Here is a 14,136-nt window from a genome sequence, read left to right on the forward strand (position 1 = left end):
ACAATAATTTTAGGTGATCTAAATTAAACTCAATAATTAGATAAGTTTAATGTTAGAAATGAGGTCTTAAATTCAAAAATTAAAGAATAAAAAAGCTACATCTCAAAAGGTGTAGCTTTTATAATTTATCCAAACCAATTCTATTTCTTTTCGAAAATATATTAATGATTTTTAATAAATTAGTCCTCTCGAATAAATAATTAGTATTATTAACCATTATTTTTTGTGTTTCCATTTACAACCTAACAATAACTACCACGTTAAGATCATCATAAAGCCCTCTTACTGATTTATCTGCAAAAATCATTACTATCTACGCTTGTTTCTGCTTAATATTCCTTTTTTATATTTCAAAGGAACTTTTAGCACCTTTAATTAATCTATCACTGTAATAAATTAAAAACAACTATTCTAATACATCGTTATAAAAACAAAAAAACTCCAGAGATATCTGGAGTTTTTAATATATAAGTGTATTTTATCTACTTTACAAATTCAATTTTTTGAAATTTCTTCTTCATTGACACTGTCAAAGAATCCTTGTTCGTTCATCCAATCATCGCTAAATACTTTACTCATGTAACGTGATCCGTGATCAGGAAATATTGCTATTATATTACTATCTTTAGTAAACTCACCTTCCTCTGCATATTGTCTAATCGCTTGCATTACTGCTCCAGATGTATATCCTACAAATAAGCCTTCTTTTCTTGTTATCTCTCTAGCTGCATGAGCACTTTCTTCATCTGTAACTTTTATAAACTTATCAATGATGTCGAAATCTGTAGCTGATGGAATTAGATTTTTTCCTAAACCTTCTATACGGTATGGATAAATCTCTTTATTATCGAATTCTCTTGTTTCATGGTATTTTTTTAATACTGATCCAAAAGCATCAACTCCTAGAATTCTGATATTTGGGTTTTGCTCTTTCAAGAATTTTGCAGTTCCAGAGATTGTTCCTCCAGTTCCACTACAAGCAACAAGATGCGTTATTTGACCTTTTGTTTGTTCCCAAATTTCTGGTCCGGTAGTATTATAATGTGCATCAACATTTAGTTGATTAAAATATTGATTAATATAAACCGAACCTTTGGTTTCCTCATGTAATCTTTTGGCAACATTATAATAAGAACGTTCATCATCTGCAGAAACGTGCGCGGGGCAAACATATACTTTGGCACCTAAGCTACGTAACATATCAATCTTATCTTTCGATGATTTTGAACTTACAGCTAGAATGCAATTATAACCTTTTATAATGCTAACCATTGCTAAGCTAAAACCTGTATTACCGGAAGTAGTTTCAATAATTGTATCTCCTGGCGATAAAATCCCTCTCTTTTCGGCCTCTTCAATAATATATAATGCAATTCTATCTTTTGAGGAATGTCCTGGATTAAAAGCTTCTACTTTTGCATAGAAATTACCTTCTAACCCTTCTGTGATTTTATTTAGTTTAATAAGCGGTGTATTGCCTATTAATTCTAAAACGTTGTTGTAAGCAGTTATTTCTTCTTTCATAAAAAAATAGTTAATCGAGGGTATTTTTAAATTAACCTCGACAGGATGCAAATTTAACAAAAAAAATCTAATTACATTTTAATTTTCTCTAAATCTAATAAAAAACTAAACTCTTTCGCTAGTTCCTTTAGAGCTTCAAAACGTCCGGAAGCACCGCCATGCCCCGCATCCATGTTCGTATTTAGGAATAATAAATTATTATTAGTTTTTTTATTTCTTAATTTAGCCACCCACTTGGCTGGCTCCCAATATTGTACCTGAGAATCATGTAACCCCGTAGAAATGTACATATTAGGGTATTTTTGAGCACTTACGTTGTCATATGGCGAATAAGACAACATATAGTCATAATATTTCTTTGTATTAGGATTTCCCCACTCATCATACTCTCCTGTAGTTAACGGAATAGTACTATCTAACATTGTGGTCATAACATCTACAAAAGGTACTTGTGCTATTACTCCATTATATAATTCTGGAGCCCAATTTACGACAACCCCCATTAAAAGCCCTCCTGCAGAGCCTCCCTCAGCATATAAATGCTCCGGAGAAGTATATTTTTGTTCAATTACATATTTAGAACAATCAATAAAATCTGTAAAAGTATTTTTCTTTTTCAATAACTTCCCATCTTCATACCATTGTCTTCCTAAATCTTCACCTCCTCGAATATGGGCTATTGCGAAAATAAAACCTCTATCTAGCAACGATAATCGCGTTGATGAGAAATAAGTATCCATTGTAATCCCATATGAACCATAAGCATAAAGCAATAACGGATTCTTACCGTTTTTTTCTAATCCTTTACGATAAACCATCGAAATAGGCACTTTTACACCATCTGTAGCAGTAGCCCAAATACGTTCTTCGATATAATTGTCTTTATCAAATTCACCTCCCAAAACTTGTTGCTCTTTTAAAACTTCTTTGGTTTTCGTTTTCATATTAAAATCGATAACCGAAGATGGCGTTGCCAAAGATTGATAACTGTAACGTAAAATATCAGTGTCAAAATCAACATTAGTGGTAGTAAAAGCACTGTATGTTTCACTTCCAAAAGGCAAATAATAATCTGATTCATCATTCCAAGGCATGATTCGGATGTGATTCAAGCCGTTTGAGCGCTCCTCAACAACCAAATAATTTTTAAAAATCTCAATGTCTTCTAATAAAACATCTTCTCTATGCGGAATAAGGTCTTTCCAGTTTTTCTTTCCAGTAGCGTTTTCATGCGTTTTCATCAACTTAAAGTTGGTAGCCTTGTCTTTATTCGTTAGAATATAAAAATGGTCTTCAAAATGAGAGATACTATATTCTAAACCACGAACACGAGGCTGAAAAACAGCAAACTCACCATCTGGATTATCAGAGTTTAATGTTCTATATTCAGTAGTCAATGTACTTCCTGAACTAATTACAATATATTTTCGTGATTTTTCTTTACCAACAGAAACATTAAAAGTATCGTCTGTTTCTTCAAAAATCAATACATCATTAGCTGAATCAGTATTTAATTTATGCTTAAAAACTTTATCGGCGCGCAATGTAACCTCATCTTGCTTAGTATAAAATAGAGTTTTATTATCATTTGCCCAAACTGAGCCACCAGTAGTATTTTCAATTTTATCAGAAAGAATTTCACCTGTTTCTAAGTTCTTAATCTGAATTGTATAAATTCTTCTTCCAACAATATCCAGTGCAAATGACACAAATTTGTTATCTGGACTTACACTCAGACCTCCTAATTTAAAATAGTTATGCCCTACAGACAATTCATTACAATCAAATAGGATTTCTTCATCAGTTGCTAGGCTCTCTTTTTTTCGGGAATAAATTGGGTAATCTTTACCAGTTTCAAAACGAGTAATATAAAAATATCCATTGTAAAAATAAGGAACCGACTCATCATCTTCCTTAATTCTGGCTTTCATTTCCTCATACAATGCTTTTTGCAAATCTTTCGTATGTTCCGTCATACTTTCGTAATAGGCATTCTCTTGATTTAGATAGTCAATGACTTCAGGGTTTTCTCTATCATTTAGCCAAAAATAATTATCAATTCTAACTTCTTTATGCTTTTTTAATGACTTAGGAATTTCTTTAGCTATTGGAGCAGCAATTTTATTTGGCATTTTCTGAATTTTAATTTTAAAATGAATTTACAAAAATAACATAAACGAACGCGTAACTATATTCTTTTTTTATCTAAATTAACACTTGATTTTAAAATTGAATTAGTAATTTCGTTCCATAATTTAAAAACAACCGAAAATGGATTTAATGGGAATGATGGGAAAACTTAAAGAAACCCAACAAAAAATAGAGGACACAAAGAAACGATTAGACACGGTTTTAATAGATGAGCAAAGCGCTGATGGATTATTAAAAGTTACTTTGACAGCTAACCGAAAAATAAAATCAATTACAATTGCCGATTCTTTACTAGAAGATAAAGAGCAGTTAGAAGATTATCTAATTGTAACATTAAATAAAGCAATAGAAAAAGCTACAGATGTTAACCAAACAGAGCTTGATGCTGTTACAAAAATGGACATGCCAATGATTCCTGGAATGGATGATTTGTTTAAATAAGATAAAAAAAGGTTCAAAGGTTTTACGACATCGGTAAACTTTGAACCTTTTTTATTTAAATAGAGCTTTTAAAATTTTACGCTATTGCAAAATAGATAATCATTTTAAAATGGATAAAAAATTCAAAGCCTCAAATATTTTACACTAATTAGTAAACGTTGAACCTTTGAATCTTTTTTATAACTTCTGCAAGGTTTCTAAAACATAAGTATGCATTACTTGTCTATAATCAAGATGGGTTACAATACGAAGCTTCCCATGTCCCATTGAACTTATCGAAATGTTTTTCTGTTTCAATTTCTCTATTAAAAGTTGCTCACTAAAATTAGGCTGTAAAGAAAAAATTAAAATATTAGTTTCTACAGGCTCTATTGAAGCAACCCAATGTTTTGTACTTAAAACTGCGGCAATCTCTTTGGCTCTGCGATGATCCTCTGCTAATCTTTCTAAATTATTCTCTAAGGCAAAAATTGCTGCAGCAGCAAGATAACCTACCTGACGCATTCCTCCGCCTAATATCTTTCTAATTCTCAATGCTCTTTTAATATCAGCTTTGGTTCCTAATAACATCGAACCTATTTGAACTACCCAACCCTTTAGAGAAACAAACCGAAATAGTGTCGAATAGTTTTCCAAATTCTTTGGGATCTTGTCTTTTAGCCACCAAAGCATTCCAAATTCTCGCGCCATCTAAGTGGAATTTCAAATTATTAGCATCACAAACTTGTTTTATTTTTTTTAAATCTTCAAGTTCGTAACATGCGCCCCCACCCTTATTAGTAGTATTCTCTACACATACTAAACTTGTAAGCGGACTATGATAAAATTCTGGATCATTAATAGCTCCTGCAACCTGTTCGGCGGTAATCATACCACGATTTCCATCCAACAAACAACAAGAAACACCGCTATTAAATGAAGCGCCTCCTCCTTCATAATGAAAAACGTGTGCATATTTATCAGCAATTAATTGCTCTCCAGGTTGTGTATGTAATTTTATTGCGGTTTGATTTGCCATTGTTCCTGATGGAAAAAATAACCCTGCTTCCATACCAAACATTGCTGCTACTCCAGCTTCAAGTTCAATAACCGTCGGGTCTTGCTTGTAAACATCATCTCCTACTTGAGCATTGAACATGTATTGCAACATTTCAATACTAGGTTTGGTGATTGTATCGCTAATTAAATTTATTTCCATATTCTAAAAACTATATCTTATTTTTGTCCAACAAAATTACGTATTTCGTGTTTTCTAATTCAATGAAGTTATATAAAATTTAACCCATTACAAAACAGTTAAACACAAAAACGAGTTATTTATAAAAATCTTATTAAAACTACTAATAATTTATGACAACTACCGAACAAATAAAAGGTATTGTAGAGCGCCTTGGTGCGTTGAGGAGGTATCTTTGACGTTGATGCCAAATTAATTGAAATTGCAAACGAAGAAGAAAAGACTTTTGCACCCGATTTCTGGAACAATGCAAAAGAAGCCGAAGTCATTGTAAAGAATCTGAGAAACAAGAAAAAATGGATCGAAGATTACAACAAAGCAATTGAACTTACTGATGAATTGCAAATCGCCTATGATTTCTATAAAGAAGGAGCGATCTCTGCAGAAGAATTAGATGAACATTACAAAGCCGCACAATTGCATATTGAAAACATTGAGTTCAAAAATATGCTTTCTGATGAAGGGGACAGTTTAAGTGCGGTAGTTCAAATAACTGCTGGTGCCGGCGGAACCGAAAGCTGCGATTGGGCGGGAATGCTTATGCGCATGTATATGATGTGGGGCGAAAGTTATGGCTATAAAATAAAAGAACTTAATTTTCAGGCTGGTGAGGTAGCAGGTATAAAAACCGTTACTCTAGAGTTTGAAGGCGATTATTCTTTTGGTTATTTAAAAGGAGAAAATGGCGTACATCGCTTAGTTAGAATCTCTCCTTTTGATAGCAATGCCAAACGCCATACTTCATTCGCATCAGTTTATGTTTATCCACTTGTTGATGATAGTATTGAAATTGATATCAATCCTGCCGACATTGAAATTACAACTTCTCGCTCTAGCGGTGCAGGAGGGCAAAATGTCAATAAAGTAGAAACAAAAGTTCAATTGGTTCACAAACCAACTGGAATTCAAATTCAATGTTCTGAAACAAGATCACAGCAAGACAATAGACAGCGGGCTATGCAAATGTTACGATCTCAATTATATGAAATCGAATTAAAAAAGCAACAAGCGCAGCGTGCCGATATCGAAGCAGGAAAAATGAAAATCGAATGGGGATCACAAATTCGAAATTATGTGATGCAACCGTATAAATTAGTCAAAGATGTCCGTACAGGTTATGAAACCAGCGATGTTGATGGAGAATGAACGGTGAAATCGACCCTTTCCTAAAAGCATTCTTAATGATGATGGGACAAAAAGAAGAAGACTCTTAAATTATTAACCCAGCTTTTATGCTGGGTTTTTTATTATCCTAAAGTGGGCCAATTAAAGAAACTCCTACTCCTATCGTAGTTTGCAGATTATTATAATCTATTAAGGTTTCGCCATAACCATGTGTTGCCAAAAGAAACCCTTTCAAATTTCCAACAATTGGATATGACCATGAAAATGCTGCATTTCCCCTATTCCTATTAAAGCTTAAATTATTAGTTCCAGTAAAAGTAAACACGCTTTTACTATTGGTATAAATTATATTTATATCACCACGCCCAATATATTGAGCAATATCGGGGTTATCATCTTTTTTTGAACGAAGCCTAAACCAAGGTCTCACATATACACTCCAATTATCACGATCAAATCCTAAATGAAAAATAATTCTATTCCAACTTCTGGAAAAAGGTAATCCTTTCCCATTTGATTCATGATTAAATGCAACACCTGCCATTCGCATGTTAAAACCTAAAACATTAAAATTAAGTGGATAATTAAAAATAATTTCAGGCTCATAATTAATCTCCCTAAATGGCCTTGATAAACTTTCATTGTAAATCTGCCATTGTGATTCTTGTGTATATCCAACCCATAAATCTCCTTTTCCAAAAAGAGCATTATGAAGAATTTTTGTTTTAAAACTAAGCTGAAACTTTGTTTCAATATTATTATAATTCGTACCTGAGGTGCAACATACTCTGGCTTACCATTTCCAGAATAAGGATGTTCATTTGGCGAACTATACCAATTAGCAGGTAGGACATAAATAGACTTATATGGTGTTATTAAAAATGTCCCGTTTGAAGATTCTGGAGTTAATTCCCATCGTTCAGATATAGTATGAAGTTCAGTGGGCTTACTAAACATGTCTTTAACTTGTGAATAAGTAAGCACAGAATTAAACAATAGGAAAATAAGTGCTTTTTTAACAGAAAATAATTTCATAAAAATTTCATTAATTTTTGTGATAAATATACATCCTAAAGAATTATTATTGTTACACATTTACATTAAAATATTACATCTATCACAACCTCATTTATTTACTAAATCATGCAGTATAGCGCTATAAACACCAAAAAAAACCATCTTTCTTAACAAATTAAAAACTATCAACAATTTAATAGATTTAATAACGTTTTTATAATAATCAGATTATTATTTTATCTTTTTATTACAATCCATCAAAATATAATTAGGTAATTAAATACTAATTGATTTTATTTGGCAAAAAATACCACGCAACCCCTAAACTAATCAATAATAAATGAAATCCTATTCTATTCAAGAGCTTAATGAAAGTAATTAATGGTGTTATTTATGGTGATACTTCACAGAATATTACCGCAACAGAACAATTAGACAAAGCCACCAATACCGAAATTTCGTTCATTGGAAACAAGAAGTATGAAAAACATTGGCAAGCCTCAAAAGCCAGTGTCGCCATTGTTAATGAAGACATTTCGATAGAACCAGGAGAAAATCGAGCATTCATAAAAGTAAAAAATGCCGATTTAGCAATGTCACAAATATTAGCCCTTTTTGCACCACCTACACCAGTTTTCCATAATAATATACACGTTAGAGCTATTGTAGATGAATCTGCAATTATTGGCGAAGGTGTTCGAATTGGAGCTGGTTGCTATATTGGGCCTAAAGTCAAACTAGCCGATAATGTAACTATTTATCCAAATGTAACTATACTTGACGAATGTACTATTGGAGAAAACACTACTATTTGGTCTGGATCTGTAATTCGCGAGCGTTGCCATATTGGTAGTGATTGTATCATACATCCTAACGCAACTATTGGAGCAGATGGTTTCGGATTTCGTCCGTGTAGCGAAAAAGGATTAGTCAAAATTCCTCAAATCGGAAATGTAATCATAGGAAACGGAGTAGAAATAGGAGCTAATTCATGTGTTGATCGTGGAAAATTCAGCTCAACTATTCTTGGTGATGGATGCAAAATTGATAATTTAGTCCAAATAGGTCACAACAGCAAACTAGGGAAGTTTTGTATTATGGCTGGAAATAGTGGTTTAGCGGGTTCTGTAACACTAGGCAACGGAGTTATCATTGGTGGAAGTGCTTCGATTAAAGATCATACAACTATAGGAGATGGTGCTATTGTAGGTGCTGGATCAGGAGTTACTGGTGATATCCCTGCAGGTAAAACAATGTTAGGATATCCAGCTGTAGAAGCTCGTGATGCACTAAAACAATGGGCAATCTTGAAACGATTAGTTTGTGATTCTAAAAAATAAAAACAATATCTTAACTATATTAAAAAACAGAAGTTCTCTTCTGTTTTTTTGTTTATAATTGTTTCTGAGCACTTTACAATTTCAATTTTTAAAACAAATTAATTATACTGTTTATTTCGATCGATTTCGTAAATTAGCAGACACTATTTTGTTAAAAAACTATATTATTATGGATTTAAACTTCAATAAAAACGAAGATCACAATAAACTATTACTTTCTGAGCTAAAACAAAAATTTGCCAAAGTAAAATTAGGCGGTGGCGAAAAACGCATAGAAAAACTTCATGCGGAAGGTAAAATGACTGCAAGAGAGCGAATTAATTATTTACTTGATGAAAATTCAAATATATAGAAATTGGTGGTTTTGTTGGAGACGGAATGTATGCCGAACATGGCGGATGTCCATCTGGAGGTGTTGTTGTAAAAATAGGAGATGTACGAGGAAAGCAATGCGTTGTTGTTGCCAATGATGCTACTGTAAAAGCAGGTGCCGGTTTCCAATTACTGCCAAAAAAAATCTACGAGCACAAGAGATTGCTATGGAAAACAGATTGCCTATAATTTATCTTGTAGATAGTGCAGGTGTTTATTTGCCTTTACAAGATGAAATTTTCCCAGATAAAGAGCATTTTAAAACGCAATTTTAGAAATAATAATGCTCAAATGAGTAGTATGGGAATTACTCAAATTGCTGCTGTAATGGGTAGCTGCGTAGCTGGTGGGGCCTATTTACCAATTATGAGTGATGAAGCTTTAATTGTAGATAAAACTGGAAGTATTTTTCTTGCTGGAAGCTATTTTAAAGCAGCCATCGGAGAAACAATTGATAACGAAACATTAGGTGGAGCAACTACTCATTGCGAAATTCTCTGGTGTTACCGATTATAAAGCTAAGGACGATAAAGATGCATTAGATAAAATAAAAAATATTGTAGATAAAATTGGTGATTACGACAAAGCCGGTTATAACCGAATTAAAGTCTGAAAAACTAGCTTTAGATCCAACAGAAATTTATGGATCTCTACCAAAAGCGCGAAATGAACAATACGATATGATGGAAATCATTAAGCGTATGGTTGATAATTCGGAGTTTGAAGCATATAAAGAAGGTTACGGTCAATCCTTAATTACTGGTTATGCAAGAATTGATGGTTGGGCAGTAGGAATTGTGGCTAATCAAAGAAAAGTAGTAAAAACTGCTAAAGGTGAAATGCAATTTGGAGGAGTAATTTATTCCGATAGTGCAGATAAAGCAACTCGTTTTATTGCCAATTGTAATCAGAAAAAAATTCCTTTAGTATTTGTACAAGATGTTACAGGTTTTATGGTGGGTTCGTAATTAGAACATGGCGGAATTATAAAAGACGGTGCAAAAATGGTAAATGCTGTAAGTAATTCAGTAGTACCAAAATTTACCGTTATAGTAGGTAATTCATATGGTGCAGGAAACTATGCGATGTGTGGTAAAGCTTATGATCCAAGATTAATCTTTGCTTGGCCAAGCGCCGAATTAGCTGTAATGGGAGGAACACAAGCAGCAAAAGTATTGGCACAAATAGAAGCATCTTCTTTAAAATCAAAAGGAGAAATCGTAGATGAGGCAAAAGAAGCAGAATTATTTGCAAAAATAAAGGCTCGCTATGATGAACAAGTTTCTCCATACTATGCGGCTTCCAGATTATGGACAGATGCCATCATAGACCCATTAGACACACGCACGTGGATTTCGATGGGAATCGAAGCTGCAAACCACTCTCCTATTACAAAACCATTTAATCTCGGTGTTATTCAGGTATAATTATTAAAATAAGTAAAAATTTATAGCATTATTTTTTACAGCTAAAAACAACTATATAGCTAAAAATTAGTAACTTAGTACTATTATTTAAAATAATTATAGTATCATGGAAAATGTAAAAAATTTAAATAAATGGGCAAATGCGCACACTTATTTACCTGTAGATTTATTACGTATTGCTTTGGGGATATTTTTGTTTATGAAAGAGTTTTCTTCTGTAATAATATCCAGTATTTACATGATTTAATATCTCCAATTGACAAGTTTGGTGGTGGAATGTTCCTTTTACATTACATAGCACCAGCCCACATGATTGGAGGTATCATGATTGTTTTTGGACTGCTTACACGATGGGCAATCGGTGCGCGGATCCTATCTTATTAGGAGCAATCTTAGTGAACTTCACTGGCGAGATGCATTCACAAAATTTACTATTGGCTATTTGTGTCTTTATTGTATGCTTATTTTTCTTTTTTTATGGCAGCGGAAAGCATTCAGCCGATTATTATTTTAAAATGCAGCAATAATAAATCTAAAAACATTTAGAGACCAACATATCCACTTATATTATGCTATTTTTTTCTTAAAAGGTACTTAAATTACATTTTATCAATTAGATTTGTAATATGACTTGGATTCGCAAAGCAATCATCTTTGTTGGGCTCTTAATGCTCTTTTTATCTGCTTATAATGCAGACAAAGTTGTTATTGATGTAATTCAACCTCAAAAAACGGACTCAAATATTACCCCTGATACTATCAAAACTTCGGCTTTTATACAACCTCAGGCAAATTTCGATGTTGTAGCCGATTTAAAAACAAATTATCCGAGCCCTTCTCTATCTAAATGGTTTGATACATTTTTGATTGTAATTCCAGATTACAAAATACAAAGAAGCACATTCAATTTTGCAGATCAAATTATAAATCAGAGAAAGAAAATCTCGATATTACTCTTATCCTTTCCATTATTTCTGGTAATTAAATCTCATGATTTTATTTATTGAAGATTAATTTCTCTGAAGTAAACAGTTTGCAAATAGCATTCTGTTTATTATTTCATGCTATATAATTAAATTTTAAATAAAAAAAAACAATAATGGATAACTCCGTAACTATCATCGGTATTGCACTTGCCATAATATCACTTTTACCTCTTTATTTCTCTTACCGCTCAAATTCTCTAAACAAAAGCTAGAATTCAAGCTATAAAAGAAAAATACAGTCAAAATGGAAAATTCAAAATTGATTTAACCGAATCGCAAAACAAAAAAATTCTGTTATAAGATAAAAAAAATAAAGGTTTTATCTCAATGAATTTCAATGAAGGGAAAAATGAAAGTTCATTTATAGATTTAAATCTTGTTAAATCTTGTCGATTAGTACCAACAACAGATGCAAGCTCAGATACAGTTATAAAAATTGATTTTGAGTTTCAAGATAAAACTACAGGACAAAAAATTGTAATTCCATTTTACAACATTGAAGACGATCAAATAAATCAAGTTTGTTTACATGAAGATCAACAATTAGGTAAAAAATGGATACAAATCATCCAAGATTGCATTTCAGATTAGTTTTTAATTCGTTAAAGAGGCTCAAAAGTGAGCCTCTTTTTTTTTGTAATACATTATGATAATTATCATTTTAATATTTTAGGTTTCTAATTAATTTTGATATCCATTAAATATTTTATTATGAAAAATTCGTTGATACAGAAATACAATGTTCCAGGGCCAAGATACACAAGCTATCCTACGGTTCCTTACTGGAATGAGAATGATTTTACCTATCAACTTTGGATTGAATCTTTACAGAAATCATTTGCTGAAAGCAATCAAAAAGATGGAATTAGTTTATATATTCACTTGCCTTTTTGCGAAAGCATGTGCACTTTTTGTGGTTGTAACAAGCGAATTACGAAAAACCATGATGTAGAGAATCCATACATAGAAGCTGTAATTAAAGAATGGAGCTTATACTGTAAGCTTCTTAACGAAAGACCAATAATAAAAGAGATTCACTTGGGGGGAGGAACACCTACTTTCTTCTCCCCTAAAATCTCGAAGATTTAATCAACGGCATTTTTTCTTATGCAGACAAAGCCAAAGAACACGAATTTAGCTTTGAAGGGCACCCTAATAATACAACCTACGAACATTTACAAAAACTATATAATTTAGGCTTCAGAAGAGTAAGTTACGGTGTTCAGGATTATTCTAAAGAAGTACAAAAAGCTATTCATCGTGAGCAGCCTTTTCATAATGTAGCCAAAGTGACATTTTGGGCTAAAGAAATTGGCTATACTTCTATAAGTCATGATTTAGTTTTTGGCTTGCCTTTTCAGGAAGTTGAAGATATTATCGACACCATAGAGAAAACAAACTCATTACAGCCTGATCGTCTTGCTTTTTATAGCTATGCACATGTTCCTTGGATTAAAGGGAACGGACAAAGAGGTTTTAGTGATGAGAACGTCCCTAAAGATGCCCAAAAACGAAAATTATACGAAATTGGGAAAGAACTATTATATAAAAATGAATATCATGAAATTGATGATTCATTTGCTCTAAAATCAGACCATTTATATACTGCTTTTAAAGACGGAAAATTACATCGCAATTTCATGGGGTACAGTGCTTCTAAAACGCAATTAATGATTGGATTAGGAGTTTCATCAATAAGCGATAGCTGGTACAGTTTTGCTCAAAACGTAAAATCCATAGAAGATTACTATCAATTATTAGAATGGGACAAACTACCTGTTGTAAAAGGGCATATACTAACTCAAGAAGACCTTATTATTAGAAAACACATACTAAACTTGATGTGTAAATTTGAAACTACCTGGAGCGAAGAAAGTGATTATTTTAAAGAGATACCTGAAATTTTAGTTCAACTAAAAGAAAATGGAGAACGATGGATTACTCACTATTGAGAATGAAAAAATAAACGTTACAGAAGCAGGAAAACCTTTTGTACGTAATATTTGTATGGCTTTTGATTTACATTTAAAGAGAAAAGCTCCAGAAACAAGTTTGTTTTCAATGACTATTTAACTAATTCTAGTTAATGGCAATTAGGAGTTTCTTGCACAAATAAGCTCATATTTGATGGAGACAAATACGGAATACCAAGACCCAAGCCTCTCAGAATAAACAAAACTCCAATAATAACAGCAACATAAGGAATTGCTTTTTGAAATTTATTGCGAGTTGATTGTGAAATAAACGAATTAAAATATACTACACTGGTCATTAAAGGAACCGTTCCTAAGCCAAACAAGATCATATATAAAACACCCAATTCGGCACTTTGCATAGCAATAGCTCCAAACAATGCTACATATACCATTCCGCATGGCAAAAATCCATTAAGTACTCCAATAATAAAAAGTGACTTATAGCTTTTGTTTCTAAAAATGCCTCCCAAGATTGGTTTTTATCTTTGAAATGAGCCTATAGGTGCTGCCTCCCTAACAACAGGAGCATGTATTAACCTT

The 14,136-nt window shown here is 32.4% G+C and carries 5 protein-coding genes and 8 pseudogenes; 8 read left to right on the forward strand and 5 right to left on the reverse strand.

The window, feature by feature from the left end; genetic code table 11:
* Window positions 1-482: 482 nt before the first annotated feature.
* Both capA and AC1RYN_RS03735 read right to left on the reverse strand, forming a co-directional pair.
* A pseudogene (gene capA / locus AC1RYN_RS03730) lies at window positions 483-1,524 on the reverse strand (cysteate synthase).
* Between the two features lie 71 nt (window positions 1,525-1,595).
* Window positions 1,596-3,656 carry a S9 family peptidase gene (locus AC1RYN_RS03735; RefSeq protein ID WP_481805887.1) on the reverse strand — a complete coding sequence of 687 codons (2,061 nt, stop codon included), beginning with the start codon at window positions 3,654-3,656 and terminating at the stop codon, window positions 1,596-1,598.
* Window positions 3,657-3,795: 139 nt separating this feature from the next.
* On the opposite strand from AC1RYN_RS03735, the gene AC1RYN_RS03740 reads away from it, so the two are divergent.
* On the forward strand, window positions 3,796-4,116 hold the full coding sequence (locus AC1RYN_RS03740) for a YbaB/EbfC family nucleoid-associated protein (RefSeq protein ID WP_481805888.1): 321 nt from the start codon (window positions 3,796-3,798) through the stop codon (window positions 4,114-4,116).
* 177 nt (window positions 4,117-4,293) lie between these two features.
* On the opposite strand, the pseudogene AC1RYN_RS03745 reads toward AC1RYN_RS03740, so the two are convergent.
* Window positions 4,294-5,314: pseudogene (locus tag AC1RYN_RS03745) on the reverse strand (threonine aldolase family protein).
* 152 nt (window positions 5,315-5,466) lie between these two features.
* Between AC1RYN_RS03745 and prfB the strand changes: the two are divergent.
* Window positions 5,467-6,567: pseudogene (prfB, locus tag AC1RYN_RS03750) on the forward strand (peptide chain release factor 2).
* 38 nt (window positions 6,568-6,605) lie between these two features.
* Here prfB and AC1RYN_RS03755 read toward each other — a convergent pair.
* Window positions 6,606-7,232, reverse strand: coding sequence for a phospholipase A (locus AC1RYN_RS03755; protein WP_481805891.1), 627 nt, complete (start codon window positions 7,230-7,232; stop codon window positions 6,606-6,608).
* Between the two features lie 603 nt (window positions 7,233-7,835).
* On the opposite strand from AC1RYN_RS03755, the pseudogene lpxD reads away from it, so the two are divergent.
* The 6 genes and pseudogenes from lpxD to hemN all read left to right on the forward strand — a co-directional run bounded on the left by lpxD (window position 7,836) and on the right by hemN (window position 13,693).
* Window positions 7,836-8,835, forward strand: a pseudogene (gene lpxD, locus AC1RYN_RS03760) (UDP-3-O-(3-hydroxymyristoyl)glucosamine N-acyltransferase).
* A 169-nt stretch (window positions 8,836-9,004) separates the two neighbouring features.
* A pseudogene (locus AC1RYN_RS03765) lies at window positions 9,005-10,634 on the forward strand (acyl-CoA carboxylase subunit beta).
* A gap of 106 nt (window positions 10,635-10,740) precedes the next feature.
* Window positions 10,741-11,161: pseudogene (locus AC1RYN_RS03770) on the forward strand (DoxX family protein).
* 99 nt (window positions 11,162-11,260) lie between these two features.
* Window positions 11,261-11,641, forward strand: coding sequence for a hypothetical protein (locus AC1RYN_RS03775; protein WP_481805889.1), 381 nt, complete (start codon window positions 11,261-11,263; stop codon window positions 11,639-11,641).
* 306 nt (window positions 11,642-11,947) lie between these two features.
* Window positions 11,948-12,211 carry a hypothetical protein gene (locus AC1RYN_RS03780; protein WP_481805890.1) on the forward strand — a complete coding sequence of 88 codons (264 nt, stop codon included), beginning with the start codon at window positions 11,948-11,950 and terminating at the stop codon, window positions 12,209-12,211.
* A gap of 120 nt (window positions 12,212-12,331) precedes the next feature.
* Window positions 12,332-13,693, forward strand: a pseudogene (gene hemN / locus AC1RYN_RS03785) (oxygen-independent coproporphyrinogen III oxidase).
* Between the two features lie 10 nt (window positions 13,694-13,703).
* Here the strand turns inward: hemN and AC1RYN_RS03790 are convergent.
* Window positions 13,704-14,097, reverse strand: a pseudogene (locus AC1RYN_RS03790) (sulfite exporter TauE/SafE family protein); the annotation flags it as partial.
* Window positions 14,098-14,136 lie beyond the last annotated feature (39 nt).

The organism is Flavobacterium sp. TC780 (genome assembly GCF_056783245.1).

Coding starts and splice junctions, on each gene's coding strand:
- AC1RYN_RS03775 (WP_481805889.1), top strand. CDS start 11,261: ATGACTTGGATTCGCAAAGCAATCATCTTTGTTGGGCTCTTAATGCTC.
- AC1RYN_RS03740 (WP_481805888.1), top strand. CDS start 3,796: ATGGATTTAATGGGAATGATGGGAAAACTTAAAGAAACCCAACAAAAA.
- AC1RYN_RS03735 (WP_481805887.1), bottom strand. CDS start 3,656: ATGCCAAATAAAATTGCTGCTCCAATAGCTAAAGAAATTCCTAAGTCA.
- AC1RYN_RS03780 (WP_481805890.1), top strand. CDS start 11,948: ATGAATTTCAATGAAGGGAAAAATGAAAGTTCATTTATAGATTTAAAT.